Raw genomic sequence first — 20,485 nt, forward strand, 5'->3', positions numbered from 1 at the left:
TCACGACTCCTTTAAGCTTCTGGTGGAATATGATTTGCGGGTTATAAGAGGCCCTAGTCATGCGCCCCGATATACTCAATCCGTTATTTGCAGACATACGTGCACTAAAGGGCGTCGGGCCTGGTCTTGCCAAGCCGTTGGAGCGGCTTGGGCTGGAACGGGTGAAGGATGTTCTGTACCATTTCCCCCATAGTTGGACCTATCGCAAGGCGGTGTCGCGTTTGGATGTGGCCGATGTGGGCCAAAACATCATCCTCAATGTGACCGTCATGGATCATCGCGGTGGAAATAGCCCACGTGCGCCATTACGCATATTCGCGGCAGATGTGGACGGCAATTACATCACGCTGACTTTCTTTGGCCGGAATGGTGGTTGGGCGCGTAAGCAGCTTCCCGTTGGCGAAACGCGCATAATATCGGGCAAATTGGACCGTTATGGCGACGAGCTTCAGATGGTCCATCCCGACCATATTGTGCCCATCGGCAGCGACGCCTCGCCGGGGCTGGCCGAACCGATTTATCCCTTGTCCGATGGGCTGACAAACAAGCGCATGGGGCAATTGGCGGCGGCATCGTTGCAACACGTGCCTGATTTGGCGGAGTGGATTGAACCGACCTTGTTATCCAGTCGGGGATGGCCAAGCTGGTCGAAGTCTATCAACCTACTGCACAACAAGGATGACCAAGACGCGCGGAATAGGCTGGCTTATGATGAGCTATTCAGCAACCAACTTGCGATGCGGTTGATCCGCGCGGCGATGGACAAAAGAACCGCCGTGCCGATACGCGGTGATGGCTCTTTGGTGACAAAGCTACAGTTGCCTTTTGCCCTCACAGGCGCTCAACAGCGCGCCATAACCGAGATTGAAGGCGATCTTGCGCAGTCGCGGCCAATGTTGCGCTTGCTGCAAGGCGATGTGGGCGCTGGAAAGACGATGGTCGCGCTGATGGCGCTGCTGCGCGGCGTTGAGGCAGGGATGCAGTCGGCGATGCTCGCGCCGACAGAAATCCTTGCGCGGCAACATTATGCCAGCCTTCAAAAAACACTTTCTGGCCTGCCCATCAACATTGCGATTCTTACGGGTCGCGAAAAAGGCCGCTTGCGTGAGGCAACTTTGATGGGGCTTGCCGATGGATCCATTCACATCCTTGTTGGCACCCATGCGATATTTCAGGAAGCTGTGACCTATAAGGCGCTTGCGGTCGCGGTGATTGATGAACAGCACCGCTTTGGCGTTTCACAACGGCTGATGCTGTCCCGCAAGGGCAGGGGCGTGCCGCATTTGTTGGTCATGACGGCTACCCCAATCCCACGCAGCCTTGCGCTTGCCGCTTATGGTGAAATGGATAGCTCGATACTGGACGAGCTTCCCCCCGGACGGACGCCGGTTGAAACCCGGGTGATGTCGCAGGATCGGCTATCGGAACTCGTCGATGGCGTCGCGCGGCATCTCGCCGCTGGAAAACAGGCGTTTTGGGTGTGCCCATTAATAGAGGAAAGCGACAAAAGCGACCTCGCCGCCGCCGAACAACGCGCTGAACAGCTTCGCTTGCGCTTTGGTGATCAGGTTGCGCTGGTGCACGGGCGGATGCGGGGCCCGGAAAAAGACGTCGTCATGGAACACTTTGTTGCAGGCAAAACGCGGTTGCTGGTTGCTACAACGGTGATTGAGGTTGGCGTGGACGTTCCAAATGCCAGCCTTATGGTGATTGAGGCAGCGGATCGCTTTGGCCTTGCACAACTGCACCAGTTACGCGGGCGGGTTGGTCGAGGGGCCGAGAAATCAGCCTGCATCCTTGTCCGCAGCACGCAAATTGGCGAAACAGCGCGGGCACGACTGGCGTTGATGCGCGAGACGAACGACGGTTTCCGCATTGCCGAAGAGGATTTGAAACTGCGCGGCGCGGGTGAATTGCTGGGCACAAGGCAGTCGGGCGAAAACCCGTTTCGCGTGGCGACGCCCGAACAAGTCCGCGCGCTGATTGGCGTCGCCGCAGATGATGCGCGCCTGTTGCTTGACCGCGACGGCGGGCTTGATGGCAAACGCGGTCAGGCGGCGCGGATGGCGTTATACTTATTTGAAAGAGATGCAGGTGTTGCCACCCTGCGCGGCGGTTAGCGGCTTTTGTAACCAGGGCGTGATATATATGGGTTCATGGCCTAATTTCGTCCAGCAGCACTTGAAAATCAGGGAAACGCAGCACGCGTTCAAATTGCAGTCCCGCGCGTTGGGCCACTGTCCAGATAACCAGCGCTTCAATCCGGCCAATAATCGGCAATCGTAATTCAACCCTTTCTCCGCGTTCGTAGCCGGGGTTGTTGTCGATCATAAACCCTTGCGCAGAAATGTTCACTATATGGATATACTGATCGCCATGCCGCCGGCTTTCGGCAATCACCTTATGGTTGGCACGGTGCCGCGCCGCGCGACGTAAATTCATATCTGAATTTTGTAAGGCTTGCGCCATGCTCAGCACCCCGTGCGCTGTTTAATTGAAACAGCAATATGGACCAGAGTTACGAATAAATGGTAAACCCGCCCTTTGGGACGAAACGGCAGGTTATATGAAGTTGATTAAACCGTGTTTTTTCTTTCCCGCTGAGATTTTTACAGGGGCTGCTTGAGCCGAAATGACTGCGTCTTCTGCGGTAACTGCGTCGCCATCAACGCGTGCGCCGCCGCCTTGGATCATGCGGCGTGCCTCTTTCTTTGAAGCGACAAAGCCCAAGCCAACCAACGCATCAATGAGGGAAATGTCGCCCAAAGCGTCAAAGCTAGGTAGATCGCCGCCGCTTGAGCCTTCTTCAAACGTCTTGCGTGCGGTTTCCGATGCAAGGGTCGCTGCGTCCGCGCCACGGCACAATTCGGTCGCAGCATTGGCCAAGGCGATCTTGGCCGCGTTGATTTCCGAACCGCCGAGGGCCTCAAGCCGTTGTATCTCGTCTAACGGCAAGTCTGTGAACAGGCGCAGAAACCGGCCAACATCGCGGTCGTCGGTATTCCGCCAAAATTGCCAATAATCATAGTCAGGCAATTGTTCGCGGTTCAGCCAAATCGCGCCAGACACCGATTTGCCCATCTTTGAACCATCGGCCTTGGTAATCAGCGGGGTCGTTAGGCCAAACACTTCTGCGCCGTCCATCCGGCGGGCAAGTTCCATGCCGTTAATGATGTTACCCCATTGGTCGGACCCGCCCATTTGCAGGCGAACGCCCATAGTCTTGCTCAAATGACGGAAATCATAGCCTTGCAAGATCATATAGTTGAATTCGAGGAAGGTCATCGGCTGTTCGCGCTCAAGGCGCAGCTTCACCGAATCGAACGTCAGCATGCGATTGATGGTGAAATGTGTGCCAACCTGCTGTAGCAATTCGATATATCCCAACTGTCCAAGCCAGTCATGATTGTTGACCATCACCGCGTCGGTCGGACCATCGCCAAATGTCAGAAATTTTTCGAAAGCCGTTCGGATCGAATTGATGTTCGCTTCAATCGTCTCATCGGTGAGCATCTTGCGGACTTCGTCCTTGCCCGTCGGGTCACCAATCCGCGTCGTTCCGCCACCCATAACCACTACCGGCTTGTGGCCCGATTGCTGCAAGCGTCGCAGCAGCATGATCGAGACAAGGTTGCCGACATGAAGCGATGGCGCGGTTGCGTCGAAGCCTATATAGCCCGGCACAATCTCTTTGGATGCCAATGCGTCCAGCGCCGGAGCGTCGGTTGTTTGGTGAATATAGCCACGTGCATCGAGCAGGCGGAGGAGGTCGGATTTATAAGCAGTCATAGTGCGCCCGCGCCTAGCATGGAGTTTCGACATTGGCCAATATTTCAATAACTGAGGTGCCGTTGACTTGTCACGCGCAGTCGCCGGCCGGCGGTATTGAGGGTGTCGGTGTCACGATTACGCGTGGGACGAGCGGGGAAGTTACGTTGACCTATCGCGTGTCTGGCGAAACAGGCGCTCTGGAAATTCCGGCCCGATCAACACCGCACCGCATTGATGGTCTTTGGAAAAATACGTGTTTTGAATTATTTATAGGCAATTTTGAAGATGAAAACTATTTAGAGTATAATTTTTCACCGTCGCGCCAATGGGCAGCATATCAGTTTGCGGCCTATCGTTCGGATATGGTTGAGTTGGAAACAAAAGCTCCAAACATCGGAGTCGCGCAAGCTGCCGACGCTCTCACGCTGACTGCGACGATTGCGTTACCCGATGCTTGGCGGGAGCGTGGCCTGCGGGTAGGCATCAGCACGGTTATTGCCACGAAGAGTGGTGACATCTCCTATTGGGCCGTGGCGCATCCCCCGGGTAAGCCGGATTTCCATCATAAGGATTGCTTTGCCCTGCAACTGGAGGCACGAAGCGCAACATGAAATTTGGAATTGATCGCCTTTTGGCAGAAGCTGAACTACGCGCTCCTTTGAAGGGCAAGCGTGTTGCTTTATTGGCGCACCCCGCTTCCGTTACGGCGGACCTCACCCATTCGCTTGATGCACTCGCGGCTGTAGGCGACGTGACCGTCACCGCCGCGTTTGGACCCCAACACGGGCTGCGCGGTGACAAGCAGGACAATATGATGGAATCGGCGGATTTCATGGACCCTGCGCACAATATTCCAGTGTTCAGCCTGTATGGCGAAGTGCGCCGCCCGACCGCCGCCTCTCTGGAGACTTTCGATGTTATTCTGATTGATCTGCAGGATTTGGGTTGCCGCATTTACACGTTTATCACGACGTTGCTGTACATATTGGAGGCCGCTGCGGAGCATGGAAAGTCGGTTTGGGTGCTGGACCGCCCAAACCCCGCTGGACGCCCTGTAGAAGGGCTCACGCTGCGTTCTGGATGGGAAAGCTTTGTAGGGGCAGGGCCGATGCCCATGCGCCATGGCCTGACGCTGGGCGAAATGGGGAAATGGTTCATTGATCATTATAAAATCAACGTCGATTATCGCGTCATCGCAATGGAGGGCTATGCCCCCGACGCTGCGCCAGGCTTCGGCTGGCCGACAGACCGGCTTTGGATCAACCCAAGCCCCAATGCGGCAAATATCAACATGGCGCGGGCTTATGCGGGCACCGTTTTGCTTGAAGGCACGAATTTGTCCGAGGGCAGGGGCACAACGCGTCCGCTCGAGATATTCGGCGCACCTGATATTGATGCGCGTGCCGTCATCGCTGAAATGCACAGCTTCGCGCCGTCATGGTTGAAGGGCTGCAGCTTGCGCGAAATCTGGTTTGAACCAACATTCCACAAACATGTGCATCAGCTTTGCCATGGCGTGCATATCCATGCCGAAGGCCCAAGTTATGACCATCAGGCGTTCCAGCCATGGCGGTTGCAGACTTTGGCGTTCAAGGCCATCCGGCGGCTGTACCCGGATTATGACCTGTGGCGCGATTTTCCGTATGAATATGAAGTCGGCAAGCTCGCAATCGACGTCATCAACGGCGGACCAGCCCTGCGCGAATGGGTTGATTCTGCCGACAGTACACCAGAGGCATTTGACGCCTTAACCTCTGTAGATGAGCAAGCTTGGATCGAAGAACGGCGGAAGCACTTGCTCTATTAATGCCCGTGCTTGCGGCTTAGCTCGCGCATAGCGTCATCCAGACCTTCTAGCGTCAGCGGGTACATGCGGTCGTTGACCAGTTCCTTGATGATCTTGGTGGACTGCGAATAGCCCCATTGCTTTTCCGGCACGGGGTTCAGCCAAACCGTTGCAGGATAGGTGCTCGTGATACGGTGCATCCACACCGCGCCCGATTCTTCGTTGAAATGTTCAACCGAACCGCCGGGATGGGTGATCTCATAAGGGCTCATGGAGGCATCGCCGACCATCACAACCTTATAATCGTGCGGGAATTTGTGGAGTACATCCCACATCTGCGTACGCTCGCTAAACCGGCGCTTATTGTCTTTCCAAACGCCTTCATATGGGCAGTTGTGAAAATAGAAAAACTCCAAATTTTTGAACTCGCTAGTGGCCGCACTGAATAACTCTTCACAAAGTTTTATGAAGGGATCCATCGATCCGCCAACGTCCAACATCAACAGCACCTTAATGGCGTTGCGCCGTTCAGGGCGCATTTTGATGTCCAGCCAGCCTTGGCGCGCGGTGCCGTTGATCGTGCCTTCAATATCCAGCTCTTCCACTGCACCATCGCGCGCGAAACGGCGGAGGCGGCGCATTGCGATTTTGATATTGCGCGTACCCAATTCTTTGGTGTGGTCGAGATTCTGAAACTCGCGCTTGTCCCATACTTTGACCGCACGCTTATGCTTGGATTCGCCACCAATCCGAACGCCTTCGGGGTGATAACCTGAATTGCCATAAGGTGACGTGCCGCCAGTGCCGACCCATTTGTTGCCACCCTGATGACGCTTTTCCTGTTCTTCCAGACGCTTTTTCAACGTCTCCATCAATTCGTCCCAGCTACCCATTTTTTCGATATTCGCCATTTCTTCGGGCGACAGATATTTTTCCGCGATGGCTTTCAACCAGTCGGCGGGAACATCAACGGGGTTTTGGCCATATTCGGTGAAGATACCTTTGAAGACTTTGCCAAAAACCTGGTCGAAGCGATCAAGCAATGCTTCGTCTTTGACCAAAGTGGTGCGCGCCAGATAGTAAAACTCTTCCGGGCTTTGGCCAATCACGTCAGCGTCGAGCGCAGCAAGTAACGCCAAATGCTCCTTCAGCGATGCCGAGATACCCGCAGACCGCAACTCTTCCATGAATGAGAAAAACATCGGCTGGCTCCTGTATAAAGTGAGCGATTATGCATTTAGCTGCTTGGCGGCGATGGCATCAATACAACGCGCGGACGAATTTTAGCTGTTCGGGCGGCGGGCCATGAACGCAAGCCGTTCGAACAACATGATGTCCTGCTCATTTTTGAGCAGCGCACCGTGCAAAGGCGGGATCGCCTTGGTCGGGTCACGCGACTGAAGCACATCCAATGGCATATCCTCATGCAACAACAGCTTTAGCCAGTCGAGCAATTCGCTTGTGCTTGGCTTTTTCTTCAGGCCTGGCACGTCACGAACCTCGTAAAAAATGTCCATTGCCTTTGAAACCAGCATTTTTTGAATACCGGGAAAGTGGACATCGATAATCGCCTGCATTGTCGTACGATCCGGGAATTTGATATAATGGAAGAAACAACGGCGCAAAAACGCGTCGGGCAGTTCTTTCTCATTGTTGGATGTGATGATGACGATGGGGCGCTCGACCGCTTTGATGGTCTCTTGCGTTTCGTAAACGAAAAATTCCATACGATCGAGTTCTTGCAACAAATCGTTGGGGAATTCGATGTCGGCCTTGTCGATTTCGTCGATCAACAACACGGGCAATTGGGGGGCGGTGAAAGCCTCCCACAACTTGCCTTTTTTGATGTAATTTTTGATGTCATGCACGCGCGCATCGCCCAATTGGCTGTCGCGCAGGCGGGCAACGGCATCATATTCATACAGGCCCTGATGCGCCTTGGTCGTGGACTTGATATTCCATTCGATGAGCGGTGCACCAAGCGCGGTCGCAATTTCCTGCGCAAGCACGGTCTTGCCGGTGCCTGGCTCACCCTTGACCAGCAAAGGCCGACGCAACTTGGTGGCGGCATTAACGGCGACCTTCAAGTCATCAGTGGCGACGTAATTATCGGTGCCTTCAAAGCGCATGGACGAACCCTTTTTGTTAATCGAACGATTAATTCGTTAAGTGGGCTAATCAGGATATGCAACAGGATAGTGCGCGACCAAGCAGGTTGCATAACGCCAGAGCATGGATTGCATCGGCTCACACAAAAACGGGCCCAATCCTGAGAGTAAGAAAGGGCCCAGCTTTCGAGATTTTATTGGTCGAGGAAGCTGCGCATTTTGCGGCTACGGCTTGGGTGCTTGAGCTTGCGCAACGCTTTGGCTTCAATCTGGCGGATACGCTCACGCGTCACGCTGAATTGCTGCCCAACTTCTTCAAGCGTGTGGTCGGTGTTCATGCCAATGCCGAACCGCATACGCAATACGCGTTCTTCACGCGGGGTGAGCGATGCCAAAACGCGAGTCACTGTTTCCTTCAGATTGGCCTGAATCGCGGCATCCACTGGTATGACTGCGTTTTTGTCTTCGATGAAGTCACCCAAATGGCTGTCTTCTTCGTCGCCAATCGGGGTTTCAAGGCTGATCGGTTCCTTTGCGATTTTCATCACCTTGCGCACTTTTTCAAGCGGCATGGACAGGCGTTCGGCCATTTCTTCGGGTGTAGGCTCGCGCCCTTGTTCGTGCAGGAACTGGCGGCTCGTGCGTACCAATTTGTTGATCGTTTCGATCATGTGCACAGGGATACGGATGGTCCGCGCCTGATCGGCAATCGACCGGGTGATCGCCTGACGGATCCACCATGTCGCATAAGTGCTGAACTTATAACCACGGCGATATTCAAACTTATCGACCGCCTTCATCAGGCCGATATTGCCTTCCTGAATAAGGTCGAGGAACTGCAAACCACGGTTGGTGTATTTCTTGGCAATGGAAATCACGAGGCGTAAATTCGCCTCAACCATTTCCTTTTTCGCGATGCGTGCTTCGCGCTCACCCTTTTGCACCATGTTCACGATACGGCGGAACTCGCCAAGTGACATGCCGGTATTGGCGGCAATATCGGCGATTTCGCTGCGGATGCGTTCGACGCTTTCGGCTTCGTTCGTTGCGAAGGCCGTCCATTTCTTGTCGATGTTTGACACTTCGGAGAGCCAATTCTCATCGAGCTCATGACCCATATAGCTATCGAGGAAGGCCTTGCGCGGAACCTTATGCCGTTCCGCCAAGCGCAGTATCTGACCACCCAACGCCGTCAGGCGACGGTTGAATGAATATAATTGATCGACCAGATATTCGATCTTGTTTGCATGGAACTGAACGCTTTCAACTTCTGCGGTCAGTTCTTCACGCAATTTGTGATATTTGTTTTCCGAAGCTGTGGAAAAATCTTCCCCCGCGTTCAGGGCGCGCATGCGCTCAAGCTGAATGTTTGAGAATTTCTTGAACAGCGACGTGATCTTGGCGAAACGCTCAAGCGCAGCGGGCTTTAATGCCTCTTCCATTTGCGCGAGGCTGAGGGTGTTATCTTCTTCCTCTTCCTCGACAGGACGCGAGCGCCGCTCCGTCATGTCTTCATCATCTTCGCTCACCGCTTCGGGCTCGTCTTCGACTTCGTCTTCCTCTTTATAGGAAGGACCGGCGGTCTTCTCGCTGATTTCGCCATCGCCTTCTTCTTCGCCATCTTCGGTCAGCGATTCAGGGGCAGGCTCTTTCGAGAGCATGGCATCCAGATCAAGAATTTCGCGCAACTGCATTTCGCCGTCATTGAGCGCATTGGACCAGTCGATGATCGCGTGGAAAGTGATCGGGCTCTCGCACAGGCCCAAAATCATGGTGTCGCGACCAGACTCGATTCGCTTGGCAATAGCGATTTCGCCTTCGCGGGACAGCAACTCCACTGCGCCCATTTCACGCAAATACATGCGGACGGGGTCATCGGTGCGTTCGCCAGTGCCCGTTTTCTTGATAGTGTTCGTCAGCGAACGGGGATCATTTTCGGAAATATTGTCGATGGTTTCGACTTCTTCCTCGGCATCCTCCTCATTATCGTCGCCGGCTTCGTCATTCTCAACAATTTGCACGCCCATGTCGTTAATCGCCGACATGACGTCTTCAATCTGTTCGGACGACATCTGATCCTGCGGCAGGGCCGCATTTAGTTCATCATAGGTCAGGAAACCCCGGCGCTTGGCCTTGGCGAGCAGTTTTTTTACGGTCGCATCATTCAGGTCGATCAGCGGTGCATCACCGTTTTCGCCGATATCTTCTTCATTTTCATTTGCGCGACTTGCCAAAATAATTCCCCGATAAACTTATAAACTATCCGCATCACGCCGAAAAAATTCGATGATACGATCGTCAAATGCCTTTTTCTCGTGTCGCAACCTTTGCTGTTCGGCAAAAGTCTCTTCAGTCATCTCCAAACTCGCCAACCGCGTGGCGCGTTCCAGAGCTTCTTCCAGCGCAGGGCGCTGCTTCATGAGCCTGATTGCTTCACCCAAATTTTTTGAAGCGTTAGAAAATCCGTCGCCTCCCGTACCGAACTCTCCGCGGTTAAAGGCAAAAACCTTACCGTTGCTGTGGAGCAGTGCCGACGCGACATTATACAACTTCTCGCCCAATATGGTAATTAGCCCCTCGGTATCAAGCGTTTCTTTGCTAAAAGATTCGTTGAGCATCACGTTGAGCAATGCCGCATGATTCGGGTCGGGCGGAACGAAGTCGCTCAGGGCCTCATGATGTTGTGCAATAAGCGCGGGATGACGCAGCAGCGCCGCCAGTATACCTTGGATGAGAAAGTCCGAACCCTTGGCATTGAAGCTTTTGGTTTCAGCGCCCGGCGGCAAAATTGGCGGCTTGCGCCAATCGCGCTTTTGTCCGCGCACAAAAGGTGCAGATGGCGTAAATGCAGAGCTGCGTCGCGGCGCGAATAGATTGTCGAACCGCTCGCGAAAGGCATCGGCATAATGGCGACGAATTTCTCCGTCCGCGATATTTGCCATATGCGCACCTAAACGCTGTTTAAGCCCCGCACGGTCCTCTGGCGTGCTGAGGGGGGCTGCCGACACCTCGGCCTGCCAAAGCCTCTCTACGAGCGGCTGAGAGGCTTCTAGAAGCACATTGAGGGCATTGGCGCCCGATGCCTTTACCAGGTCGTCTGGGTCTTGTCCTTCGGGCAAGGTCACAAACTGAAGACTATGGCCGGGTTTCAACAATGGCAGTGCGCGTAAAGCCGCGCGCATGGCGGCTTTTTGCCCGGCAGCATCACCGTCAAAACACAATGAAGGCTTTTCTGTCATCCGCCACAGCATCTGTATCTGCTGTTCGGTCAGCGCTGTGCCCAAAGGTGCCACAGCATCGGCAAAGCCAGCCTGCGCAAGGGCGATAACGTCCATATAGCCCTCAACCACAATTGCGCGGCCCGTCTGACGCGAAGCAGGAGAACATTTGTCGAGATTGTAAAGCGTACGGCCCTTGTCGAATAAAGGCGTGTCCGGTGAGTTAAGATATTTCGGCTCACCTTCGCCTAAAATCCGGCCTCCAAAGGCAATCACGCGGCCCCGCGGATCACGGATCGGTATCATCAGCCGCCCGCGAAACCGGTCATAGGGTGCCTTGCCATCGACCGAGATAAGCAACCCTGCCTCAATCAACATCTGGTCGCCAAATTGTTTGAGCGCGGTTTTTAAGCCAGCGCGGTTGTCGGGCGCGAGGCCAAAACCAAAGTCGCGGATTGTTTGCTCCGTAAACCCGCGTTGCTTGAGATATCCCCGTGCGGCGGAGCCCTCAACGCCAAGCAACTGCGTCACAAACCACGCCTGCGCTGCCGTCATGACGTCATACAGGCTGTTTGCCTTCTCGGCCCGCTGAGCTGCCTTCGGATCAGCGGCGGGAACCTCCATCCCGGCCTCCGCCGCCAGTTCCTTAATGGCATCCATGAAAGACAGGCCGCGCTGGTCGGTCATCCAGCGAATGGCATCGCCATGGGCGGAACAGCCAAAGCAGTGGTAAAAACCCTTTTCATCGTTGATCGTGAAGCTGGGTGATTTTTCGTTATGGAACGGGCAGCATGCCTTAAACTCGCGGCCAGCCTTGGTGACCTTAACGGTGCGGCCAATCAACGCAGAAAGCGTGATCCGCGCGCGTAATTCATCCAGCCATTGCGGGGTAAGTGTCATTGGGCCTTCATCCTCGAAGCCCACCCCCGACCCCTCCCGCCTGCGGGAGGGGAGTAGAATGACGACATCACTTCTATGGGATTAAATTTCACCTGTTCCCCTCCCGTAAACGGGAGGGGCTAGGGGTGGGCAGCGACATTTCGGCCAAAACCTGACCGATCATCACAAGCACCCCTTCCAAATTCTGCATCACATCCCCATTCGTAAATCCGATCAGCCGATACCCTTGACCTTCAATCCACTCGGTACGGTCGCAATCATACTCAACCTGCACGTCATGGGAAGGGCCATCAATTTCGACAACGAGCCTTGCTGACCGACAAACAAAGTCCGCGAAATACGGCCCAATCGGTATTTGGCGGCTAAACTTAAATCCATCCAGTTGGCGCTTTGACAGGCGTTGCCATAACTTTATTTCGGCAGGCGCGCCCTGTTTCCTCAGGTCACGAGCGCGTCTTGTGTCTCTGGAGTTGAATGCTCTTTCCATTGTTGCTGGATGCCCACCCCCAACCCCTCCCGCCTGCGGGAGGGGAGAATATCAACCCAACGCGGCTTTTACCAAAGCGCTGGCCTTGCTCATGTCGAGTTGTGGGCCATGCCGCTCTTTCAGCACGGCCATGACGCGGCCCATATCTTTTAAGGTTTCTGCGCCAAGCTCGACTTTGATGCTCTCGATCGCCGCGCTGGTTTCCGCGTCGCTTAGCTGCGTAGGCAGAAAATCTTTGATGATCGTCAATTCCGCCGCCTCAACCGCAGCAAGTTCCGCGCGGCCGCCTTGTTCATATAAAGCAATCGATTCGCGGCGTTGCTTGATCATTTTCTGCATGACCTCAACCACCATCGCGTCATCATCGGGTTGCTGCGATGCGGTGCGCAGTTCGATGTCGCGGTCTTTGATCTTGGCGAGGATCAGGCGGAGTGCGGCCAAGCGGTCCTTGTCACCCGCCTTCATCGCGGTGATTTGGGCGGCTTTGATGGTATCACGAATCATATTTGGTTCCGAATTTTTGATGATGCCATGCGTTAGACGAACATCCAAATTCCGTCACCCTGAACTTGTTTCACCTTCGGTGACTGTCGTTCCAGGGTCTATTACCCAGCATGAGCGGGGCTTGAAAGGATAAATGGACCCTGAAACAAGTTGAGCGTGACAGTGGAAAACGCATTGTAGGAAACATTCCACAGCTTTCTCGATTTCCGCATTGACGCTATGGCTCACCATCTCTAGGCGCGGTGCCTTAGCGACATTGCTGTATTTTGTTTAACAGGAGCGACCCCATCATGGCCGACCCCAAATCTTCGCGCGCGCCTTTTGGAGCGACGGGGGTATTGGTTCTGGCGTCCGGGGAAGTCATCTGGGGCAGGGGCTTTGGCGCCGAGGGGCAGGCGGTTGGTGAAGTGTGCTTCAACACCGCAATGACGGGGTATCAGGAGGTGATGACCGACCCGTCCTACGCCGGGCAAATCATAAACTTCACCTTTCCGCATATTGGCAATGTCGGCACGAACCCAGAGGATGTCGAGGCGCTGAACCCGCATACCTTGGGCGCGATTGTGCGGCAAGATGTAACGGACCCATCCAATTTCCGCAGCACGCAGCATTTTGACGCATGGATGAAGGCCAATGGCCGCATCGGCATTTCGGGCGTTGATACCCGCGCGCTGACCCGGCTTATCCGCGTTGCCGGTGCACCAAACGCCGTGATTGCGCATTCGGCGAAGGGTGATTTCGATGTGCCTGCCATGCTGGCGCGGGCAAAGGCTTGGGCAGGGCTTGAGGGCATGGACCTAGCCAAGGATGTGACGACGTTGCAGACCTACGGATGGGATCAGGGGTTGTGGACGTTGGGTGATGGTTACGCCTCACCCCTCTCCTTCAGGGGAGGGGGGCTCGCCAGCTCTGTCCCCCGGACAGAGCAAAAGGGCGAGCCGGGTGGGGTCTCTCCGTCTGGCGCTGCGTTTGCCGATATGTCGCCGCCCACCCCTAACCCAGTGGAGCCTCTCGGACCAGTCCGGGGGACTGGTCCCTCCACTCGCCTGCGGGAGGGGAACAAAAAACCACGCGTCGTCGCCATTGATTATGGCATAAAGCACAATATCCTGCGTAACCTCGTCGATGTCGGTTGCGACGTTACCGTCGTTAGCGCCACCGCGAGCTTTGAGGAAATCATGGCCCACGCGCCCGATGGCCTGTTCCTGTCAAACGGCCCCGGCGATCCTGCCGCAACGGGCGTTTATGCCGTCCCCGTCATCAAGCAATGGCTTGAGACCAAAAAGCCTTTATTCGGTATTTGCCTCGGGCATCAGATGCTTGGCCTTGCCGTTGGCGCGAAGACCGAGAAGATGCATCAGGGCCATCGCGGCGCAAACCATCCGGTCAAGCGCCTCAGCGACGGTGCGGTCGAAATCACCAGCATGAACCACGGCTTTGCAGTGGACGCCGCGACCTTGCCCGCCAACGCGAAGGCCACGCATATCAGCCTGTTCGACGGCAGCAATTGCGGCTTCGAACTCGCCGACCAGCCGGCATTTTCGGTACAATACCACCCCGAAGCCTCACCCGGCCCGCAGGACAGCCATTATCTGTTCGAGAAATTCGCGGGGATGATGAAATGATTTTGAACTTTAAATCGGGCTTGCTTTTTTTTGGGTTGGCGATGTTACCTACTGAAGCAGCAATGGCTCGGATTGTAGCAGATTGTGGAGTCTCTAACGGCAAGGCATACTACGCGCATCCGGATCGCAACCGTTGGCAAGATGACCAAACGTCTGAAGGAAGGACTATTGTTGATGTTCTGCCAGACGGAACTGCGACGGTTATCGTGCGAAATGCGTTTGAGGTAACCTCTGACGTCAGAGATTTCGGCGGCAAACCGCTCGTTCTATCACGCTCTGCCGATTGGAGTGAGTTTACTATCGTCGTAGCGTATGAAGGTGGAACGGTTGAAACTTATTTGTTGACGGACAAAGGCGGGTTTCGGTCGATGTTGATGACGGTCACGCGGCATAGTGCTGGTCCAGTGCCACCGAAGGTGTCTGCCTACGTTGCTCGGTGCGAGTAGCTTAAATGCCCAAACGCACTGACATAAATTCTATCCCTCCCTCACCCCCTTTAGGGGGAGAGGGAGAGCTTCGCGTAGCGAAGCAGGGAGAGGGGGCAGTGTGCTTTGGGGACTGCCCCCTCTCCCTGACCTCCCGTTGGTCGGTCTGTCCCTCGCCCCCTGAAGGGGGTGAGGGATTAAGACCAATCCCTATTAATCGCCGCCAAGATCATCCGCGCGACGCCTTCGGGGTTTTCAAAAACGTCGCGATTGGCGAAGCGGATAACCTTGTAGCCCTTGCTTTCCATGAAACTGGTGCGCGCGGCGTCTTGGGCTTCGTTCCCCGCATGGCTGTCGCCATCAAGTTCGATGACAAGCCTGTGGCTCCGCGCAGCGAAGTCGGCGATTTAATGCGGGCCAAAGACCATTTGGCGGACGAATTTAATGCCCTCCAGCCTGCCACCGCGCAGGATCGACCAGAGCTTTGCCTCGGGCGGGGTCATTTCGGTTCGCAGAGTTTTGGCGTTCGCGCGGGTGCCGATATTGCGCTTGGTCATCTTACTCCCCCCTCTCCCTGGCGCTTCGCGCCTGTCCCTCTCCCCCTGAAGGGGGTGAGGGAAGTTCCGGACCTACATTATGCCTAAAAGAACCGATATAAAATCCATCCTCATCATCGGCGCTGGCCCCATCATCATCGGGCAGGCGTGCGAGTTTGATTATTCGGGGACGCAGGCGTGTAAGGCGCTGCGGGAGGAGGGGTATCGCATCATTCTCGTCAATTCCAATCCGGCGACGATCATGACCGATCCGGATATGGCGGACGCGACCTATGTTGAGCCGATTACCCCCGAAATCGTCGCCAAAATCATTGAAAAAGAACGCCCCGACGCGGTGTTGCCGACGATGGGTGGGCAGACGGCGCTAAACGTTGCTTTGGCGTTGTTCAACGATGGCACGCTGGCAAAATATGGCGTCGAGATGATCGGCGCGGATGCCGAGGCGATTGATAAGGCCGAGGACCGGATCAAGTTCCGCGACGCGATGACCAAAATCGGGCTGGAATCGGCGCGTTCGGGCATCGCGCATTCGATGGAAGAGGCGTTGGAGGTGCTGGAACGCACGGGCCTGCCATCGATCATCCGCCCCAGCTTCACCATGGGCGGTACCGGCGGCGGGATTGCCTATAATCGTGACGAATTTATCCATATCGTCACGGGCGGGTTGGATGCTTCACCGACGACCGAAGTGTTGATTGAGGAATCGCTGCTCGGTTGGAAAGAATATGAGATGGAAGTCGTGCGCGACCGCGCCGACAACGCCATCATCATTTGCTCCATCGAAAATATTGACCCTATGGGCGTGCATACCGGCGATTCCATCACCGTTGCGCCAGCACTGACGCTGACCGATAAAGAATATCAGATCATGCGCAACGCCAGCATCGCGTGTTTGCGGGAAATTGGTGTAGAAACAGGTGGTTCGAACGTACAGTTCGCAGTAAATCCAGCCGATGGCCGCTTGATCGTCATCGAAATGAACCCGCGTGTGTCGCGTTCTTCGGCGCTGGCGTCAAAGGCAACGGGCTTCCCCATCGCCAAGGTCGCGGCGAAGCTGGCGGTCGGCTATACGCTCGACGAGATTACCAACGACATTACGGGCGCAACGCCAGCGTCGTTTGAACCGACGATTGACTATGTCGTCACCAAAATCCCGCGTTTCGCCTTTGAAAAGTTCAAGGGAGCCGAACCATTGCTGTCCACGGCGATGAAGTCCGTGGGTGAAGTGATGGCGATTGGCCGTAACATTCACGAAAGCATGCAAAAGGCGCTGCGTGGGTTGGAGACTGGGCTTTCGGGTTTCAATTATATCGATGCCCTGCGTGGCGCATCTAAGGATGAATTATCGGCGGAACTCAGCCGCGCAACACCCGACCGCTTGTTGGTCGCGGCGCAAGCCCTGCGGGAGGGTATGAGCGTCGCAGAAATCCATGCCATCGCGAAGTTCGACCCATGGTTCCTCGAACGGCTACAAGAAATCATCGCCGCCGAAAATGACGTCAAGACCAACGGACTGCCCAATAGCCAAGAGGCGCTGCGCCGTTTGAAGGCCATGGGCTTCTCCGACAAAAGGCTTGCCTATCTTGCGGTGGAATCGGTCAATATGCGCCCTGGCATGGAAACGGCCATTCGCCGGGGTTCGGGCATTGCGATGCAGGCCGCCCGCGCGATGGCAGGCGCGGTGACCGAAGACGAAGTGCGCGCGCTGCGCCACAAATTGGGCGTGCGTCCGGTGTTCAAGCGTATCGACACATGTGCTGCGGAATTTGAGGCAAAAACGCCATATATGTATTCCACGTATGAAGCGCCAAGCTTTGGCACGCCAGAGTGTGAGAGCGCGCCTACGAACCGCGAAAAAATTGTCATCTTGGGCGGCGGGCCGAACCGTATTGGGCAGGGGATCGAATTTGATTATTGCTGCGTCCATGCGTGCTTTGCACTGGCGGATGCAGGCTATGAAACGATCATGGTCAACTGTAACCCGGAAACGGTGTCGACCGATTATGACACATCGGATCGGCTGTATTTCGAACCGCTGACCGCCGAGGACGTGCTGGAAATCCTGCATGTCGAGCAACAGAATGGCACGCTGAAGGGCGTCATTGTCCAGTTCGGCGGGCAGACGCCGTTGAATTTGGCAAAGGCGCTTGAGGCGGCGGGTATTCCTATCTTGGGCACGTCGCCTGACGCTATTGACTTGGCCGAGGACCGCGAACGCTTTGCCGCGCTGATCAACAAGTTGAAGCTTAAGCAGCCCGAAAACGGCATTGCGCGCAGCCGGGAAGAGGCAATCAAAGTCGCCGAGACCATTGGTTACCCCGTGCTGATGCGGCCATCTTATGTGCTTGGCGGGCGCGCGATGGAAATTGTTGATACGCAAGCGCAGTTGGAAAACTACATTCAGACAGCGGTGATCGTCTCCGGCGACTCGCCGGTTTTGATCGACAGCTATTTGCGCGACGCGATTGAGGTTGATGTCGATGCCTTGTGCGATGGCGACGAAGTTGTTGTCGCTGGCATCCTGCAACATATCGAAGAGGCAGGCGTGCATAGCGGCGACTCTGCGTGCACTATCCCGCCATATAGCCTACCTGCCGACATCATTGCGGAAATCCGCCGCCAGACCGAATTGCTTGCGGTCAACCTGCATGTGCTCGGCCTGATGAACATCCAATTTGCGGTGAAAGAGGGCGAAGTTTACCTCATTGAGGTCAATCCACGTGCATCGCGCACCGTCCCGTTTGTCGCCAAGGCCATTGGCGCGCCCATCGCCAAGATTGCCGCGCGCGTTATGGCGGGTGAGAAGTTGAAAGATCTGCCGCCCATCAATCTCGATATTGATTATATCGCGGTGAAAGAGGCGGTGTTCCCCTTTGACCGCTTCCCCGGCGTTGATCCCGTGCTATCGCCCGAAATGAAATCAACGGGCGAAGTCATGGGCATTGACCGTGATTTCGCGACGGCCTTTGCCAAATCACAAATTGGCGCGCGCATGCCACCGCCGATGAGCGGGAAATTGTTCGTGTCCGTGAAAGATACCGACAAGCCGGTGATCGTGCCTGCCGTCCGTCAGGTTATCGCATGCGGTTTCACCGTCTGCGCGACCGGCGGCACTGCGGACTATTTGTTGGCGCAGGGCATAGAGGTCGAGCGCGTGAACAAGGTTGCACAAGGCCGCCCGCACATTGTCGACAAGATTAAGGATGGCGAAATTCAGCTTATTTTCAACACGACCGAAGGTTGGCAAAGCCTGAAAGACAGTGAAGAAATCCGTCGTTCCGCGTTGGTGGGCAAGGTTTCGCAATATACTACGGCTGCGGGAAGTGTTGCGGTTGCGCAGGCGATTGCCGCACTGCAACAACGGCAACTTGAAGTTCGGCCACTTCAAGACTATTATTAATAGGCGCAGTATCTTTCCCCGACAATTGAACTGCATATCGGATGCGTTGTTAGCATGCGTCCGGTCGGGATATTTTTGTGACGAAGGGTTTTTGCCTGATGGCGAGTTTTGAGAAATATCCGATGTTGGCCGAAGGCTATGAAAAGCTGACGACCGACCTGAAGCGCCTTCGTGACGAACGGCCGTTGATTGTGGAAGCAATCGAGGAAGCGCGTGCGCATGGTGATCTATCGGAAAATGCCGAATATCATGCTGCCAAGGAACGTCAGGGCCAGGTTGAAGCCGCGATTTCGGACATCGAGGACAAGATTGGTCGTGCGCAGATTATCGACCCTTCAACCCTGTCGGGCGACAAAATCGTCTTCGGTGCGACCGTTAACTTGTTAGATGAAAATGATAAGCCCGTGCGCTATCAACTTGTTGGCGAGACCGAAGCAGACGCAAAAGCGGGCCGCATTTCGTATAATTCGCCCCTGGGCCGCGCCCTCATCGGACGCGTTGTCGAAGACGAGGTCGAATTGACTGTGCCGTCTGGCGACAAATATTATCTCGTATCGAAAATCGAGTTCATCTGATCATGCGCTTCGGTGGGAAGCGTCAAACGGCCACGGCCTGATATGCAGTTTCCGCGTGGCCCTGTTACCAACGCATTGGTGGTCATCAATTTGGTGATCGCAGTAATATTGTTGGTTCCGTCTTGGTGGCAATATGCGGTGATATCGGGCGGGCTATTCCCGATCCGCCTAAGCACTGGTAGCGGGGCGTTTTCAGATGTCGCGTTCTTGGTGCCAGCGTTTTTGACGCCTTTATCGGCGGCGTTTCTGCATGGCGGTGTCGCGCATGTCGTGATGAACATGCTGATGCTTTTGCTTATCGGTAAGATGGTGGAGCGCGTATTAGGCGGTGGGCTCTATCTCGCGCTTTACATCGGATCGGCTTATATTGCCGCAGCTATGGAGTGGTTTGCGTCATTCATGGCTTGGCCGATGTCTGTAGACATGATGGCGCCAGCCATTGGTGCAAGCGGTGCTATTTCGGGTATTATTGGCACTTTTGTGCTGCTCTTTCCGAACAAAAAACCAAAGGCTTGGGGACCGATCCCCGCCGAATATGCGCGGCCATTGCATTTAACCATAGCTTGGGCTGGGTTAAATCTTGCGCTTGGGTTCGTGGGGCCTAGCTTTGGAATCGCTATCGCAATATGGTCGCACATTGGCGGGTTTATCGCCGGATTATTGCTGGCGCGGCCCTTGTTATTGTGGCGGTATAGGCACGCTTAATCGGCGCTGCGTGCCGTTATTAGGGTCAGGACCACTTAAATCCACCTTCGCGGCGTCAAGACGTCCTTCGGATTTGACCCATACTGCCCATTGCCGCGTTGGCAAAGCTAGACTTAGAACCACTAAGCCTGCGCCTTGCCGCCTTGCACTGAACAGTATGGCCTCAAACCGCGAAGGTGGATTTAAGTTGTCCTGACCCTAGCTTTCGGGCTGCAAAAGCTTGTGCAAATGCACCACAACATATTTCATTTCGGCATCATCAACCGTGCGCTGGGCCGCTCCGCGCCATGCCTCCTCCGCACTGGCATAATCGGGAAACATACCGATAATGTCCAAATCTTCGAGGTTGGTAAAGTTTAACGTCTGCGGGTTGTCAACGCGGCCGCCGAAAACGAGATGTAATTTCGTATCGCTCAAACAACTA

At 55.1% G+C, this 20,485-nt stretch carries 17 protein-coding genes and 1 pseudogene; 8 read left to right on the forward strand and 10 right to left on the reverse strand.

The window, feature by feature from the left end:
* Positions 1-59 precede the first annotated feature (59 nt).
* Complete coding sequence (recG, locus tag HEQ34_RS07405) at positions 60-2,120, forward strand: ATP-dependent DNA helicase RecG (protein ID WP_296199276.1); 2,061 nt, start codon at positions 60-62, stop codon at positions 2,118-2,120.
* A 34-nt stretch (positions 2,121-2,154) separates the two neighbouring features.
* On the opposite strand, the gene HEQ34_RS07410 is transcribed toward recG, so the two are convergent.
* Together HEQ34_RS07410 and tyrS are read right to left on the reverse strand one after the other, a co-directional pair.
* On the reverse strand, positions 2,155-2,442 hold the full coding sequence (locus tag HEQ34_RS07410; protein ID WP_296199279.1) for a PilZ domain-containing protein: 288 nt from the start codon (positions 2,440-2,442) through the stop codon (positions 2,155-2,157).
* 120 nt (positions 2,443-2,562) lie between these two features.
* Positions 2,563-3,789 carry a tyrosine--tRNA ligase gene (gene tyrS, locus HEQ34_RS07415; RefSeq protein WP_296199280.1) on the reverse strand — a complete coding sequence of 409 codons (1,227 nt, stop codon included), beginning with the start codon at positions 3,787-3,789 and terminating at the stop codon, positions 2,563-2,565.
* A gap of 32 nt (positions 3,790-3,821) precedes the next feature.
* Between tyrS and HEQ34_RS07420 the strand changes: the two genes are divergently transcribed.
* Positions 3,822-4,382 (forward strand): DOMON-like domain-containing protein, encoded by a 561-nt coding sequence (locus HEQ34_RS07420; protein WP_296199282.1) that lies wholly within the window; start codon positions 3,822-3,824, stop codon positions 4,380-4,382.
* The gene (locus HEQ34_RS07425; RefSeq protein WP_296199284.1) at positions 4,379-5,578 is read left to right on the forward strand and encodes a DUF1343 domain-containing protein; all 1,200 of its coding nucleotides are present in this window, start codon (positions 4,379-4,381) and stop codon (positions 5,576-5,578) included. Before HEQ34_RS07420 ends, HEQ34_RS07425 begins: the two co-directional genes overlap by 4 nt.
* Here HEQ34_RS07425 and HEQ34_RS07430 read toward each other — a convergent pair.
* The 6 genes from HEQ34_RS07430 to HEQ34_RS07455 all read right to left on the reverse strand — a co-directional run bounded on the left by HEQ34_RS07430 (position 5,575) and on the right by HEQ34_RS07455 (position 12,774).
* Positions 5,575-6,759, reverse strand: a complete 1,185-nt coding sequence (locus HEQ34_RS07430) for a VWA domain-containing protein (protein WP_296199286.1) — start codon at positions 6,757-6,759, stop codon at positions 5,575-5,577. The two genes, HEQ34_RS07425 and HEQ34_RS07430, sit on opposite strands and share 4 nt — an antisense overlap.
* A gap of 81 nt (positions 6,760-6,840) precedes the next feature.
* Positions 6,841-7,686 carry a MoxR family ATPase gene (locus HEQ34_RS07435; RefSeq protein WP_296199288.1) on the reverse strand — a complete coding sequence of 282 codons (846 nt, stop codon included), beginning with the start codon at positions 7,684-7,686 and terminating at the stop codon, positions 6,841-6,843.
* A gap of 173 nt (positions 7,687-7,859) precedes the next feature.
* The gene (rpoD, locus tag HEQ34_RS07440) at positions 7,860-9,899 is read right to left on the reverse strand and encodes an RNA polymerase sigma factor RpoD (RefSeq protein WP_296199290.1); all 2,040 of its coding nucleotides are present in this window, start codon (positions 9,897-9,899) and stop codon (positions 7,860-7,862) included.
* A gap of 18 nt (positions 9,900-9,917) precedes the next feature.
* Positions 9,918-11,783, reverse strand: a complete 1,866-nt coding sequence (gene dnaG, locus HEQ34_RS07445) for a DNA primase (protein WP_296199292.1) — start codon at positions 11,781-11,783, stop codon at positions 9,918-9,920.
* Positions 11,784-11,871: 88 nt separating this feature from the next.
* A complete protein-coding gene (locus HEQ34_RS07450; protein WP_296199293.1) occupies positions 11,872-12,270 on the reverse strand; it encodes a DUF559 domain-containing protein in 399 nt (132 codons plus the stop codon).
* A 51-nt stretch (positions 12,271-12,321) separates the two neighbouring features.
* The gene (locus HEQ34_RS07455) at positions 12,322-12,774 is read right to left on the reverse strand and encodes a GatB/YqeY domain-containing protein (RefSeq protein ID WP_296199295.1); all 453 of its coding nucleotides are present in this window, start codon (positions 12,772-12,774) and stop codon (positions 12,322-12,324) included.
* Positions 12,775-13,064: 290 nt separating this feature from the next.
* Here HEQ34_RS07455 and HEQ34_RS07460 point away from each other — a divergent pair, with 290 nt between their 5' ends.
* Together HEQ34_RS07460 and HEQ34_RS07465 are read left to right on the forward strand one after the other, a co-directional pair.
* The gene (locus HEQ34_RS07460; protein WP_296199297.1) at positions 13,065-14,399 is read left to right on the forward strand and encodes a carbamoyl phosphate synthase small subunit; all 1,335 of its coding nucleotides are present in this window, start codon (positions 13,065-13,067) and stop codon (positions 14,397-14,399) included.
* Entirely contained in the window at positions 14,396-14,845 is a 450-nt protein-coding gene (locus HEQ34_RS07465; RefSeq protein ID WP_296199299.1) for a hypothetical protein, read from the forward strand. The genes HEQ34_RS07460 and HEQ34_RS07465 overlap by 4 nt, the downstream gene beginning before the upstream one ends.
* Before the next feature lie 176 nt (positions 14,846-15,021).
* Here HEQ34_RS07465 and HEQ34_RS07470 read toward each other — a convergent pair.
* Positions 15,022-15,381 (reverse strand): annotated as a pseudogene (locus HEQ34_RS07470) (DUF559 domain-containing protein).
* Positions 15,382-15,460: 79 nt separating this feature from the next.
* Between HEQ34_RS07470 and carB the strand changes: the two are divergent.
* From carB to HEQ34_RS07485, 3 genes are all read left to right on the forward strand, one after another.
* Positions 15,461-18,781, forward strand: coding sequence for a carbamoyl-phosphate synthase large subunit (gene carB, locus HEQ34_RS07475; RefSeq protein WP_296199301.1), 3,321 nt, complete (start codon positions 15,461-15,463; stop codon positions 18,779-18,781).
* Between the two features lie 98 nt (positions 18,782-18,879).
* The gene (greA, locus tag HEQ34_RS07480; RefSeq protein ID WP_296199303.1) at positions 18,880-19,356 is read left to right on the forward strand and encodes a transcription elongation factor GreA; all 477 of its coding nucleotides are present in this window, start codon (positions 18,880-18,882) and stop codon (positions 19,354-19,356) included.
* Between the two features lie 42 nt (positions 19,357-19,398).
* Positions 19,399-20,061, forward strand: a complete 663-nt coding sequence (locus HEQ34_RS07485) for a rhomboid family intramembrane serine protease (protein ID WP_296199305.1) — start codon at positions 19,399-19,401, stop codon at positions 20,059-20,061.
* A gap of 198 nt (positions 20,062-20,259) precedes the next feature.
* On the opposite strand, the gene HEQ34_RS07490 is transcribed toward HEQ34_RS07485, so the two are convergent.
* The gene (locus tag HEQ34_RS07490; protein WP_296199307.1) at positions 20,260-20,478 is read right to left on the reverse strand and encodes a DUF4170 domain-containing protein; all 219 of its coding nucleotides are present in this window, start codon (positions 20,476-20,478) and stop codon (positions 20,260-20,262) included.
* Positions 20,479-20,485: the final 7 nt, after the last annotated feature.

The sequence above is a fragment of the Sphingorhabdus sp. genome, assembly GCF_023910635.1.
In the GTDB taxonomy this organism is placed as follows: Bacteria; Pseudomonadota; Alphaproteobacteria; order Sphingomonadales; family Sphingomonadaceae; genus Sphingorhabdus_B.

Bases quoted from the DNA above. Each gene is read 5' to 3' on its own strand.
- HEQ34_RS07425 (WP_296199284.1), top strand. From the start codon at position 4,379: ATGAAATTTGGAATTGATCGCCTTTTGGCAGAAGCTGAACTACGCGCT.
- HEQ34_RS07430 (WP_296199286.1), bottom strand. From the start codon at position 6,759: ATGTTTTTCTCATTCATGGAAGAGTTGCGGTCTGCGGGTATCTCGGCA.
- HEQ34_RS07455 (WP_296199295.1), bottom strand. From the start codon at position 12,774: ATGATTCGTGATACCATCAAAGCCGCCCAAATCACCGCGATGAAGGCG.
- greA (WP_296199303.1), top strand. From the start codon at position 18,880: ATGGCGAGTTTTGAGAAATATCCGATGTTGGCCGAAGGCTATGAAAAG.
- HEQ34_RS07485 (WP_296199305.1), top strand. From the start codon at position 19,399: ATGCAGTTTCCGCGTGGCCCTGTTACCAACGCATTGGTGGTCATCAAT.
- HEQ34_RS07435 (WP_296199288.1), bottom strand. From the start codon at position 7,686: ATGCGCTTTGAAGGCACCGATAATTACGTCGCCACTGATGACTTGAAG.
- HEQ34_RS07410 (WP_296199279.1), bottom strand. From the start codon at position 2,442: ATGAATTTACGTCGCGCGGCGCGGCACCGTGCCAACCATAAGGTGATT.
- recG (WP_296199276.1), top strand. From the start codon at position 60: ATGCGCCCCGATATACTCAATCCGTTATTTGCAGACATACGTGCACTA.
- HEQ34_RS07450 (WP_296199293.1), bottom strand. From the start codon at position 12,270: ATGGAAAGAGCATTCAACTCCAGAGACACAAGACGCGCTCGTGACCTG.
- HEQ34_RS07465 (WP_296199299.1), top strand. From the start codon at position 14,396: ATGATTTTGAACTTTAAATCGGGCTTGCTTTTTTTTGGGTTGGCGATG.
- dnaG (WP_296199292.1), bottom strand. From the start codon at position 11,783: ATGACACTTACCCCGCAATGGCTGGATGAATTACGCGCGCGGATCACG.
- HEQ34_RS07460 (WP_296199297.1), top strand. From the start codon at position 13,065: ATGGCCGACCCCAAATCTTCGCGCGCGCCTTTTGGAGCGACGGGGGTA.
- tyrS (WP_296199280.1), bottom strand. From the start codon at position 3,789: ATGACTGCTTATAAATCCGACCTCCTCCGCCTGCTCGATGCACGTGGC.
- carB (WP_296199301.1), top strand. From the start codon at position 15,461: ATGCCTAAAAGAACCGATATAAAATCCATCCTCATCATCGGCGCTGGC.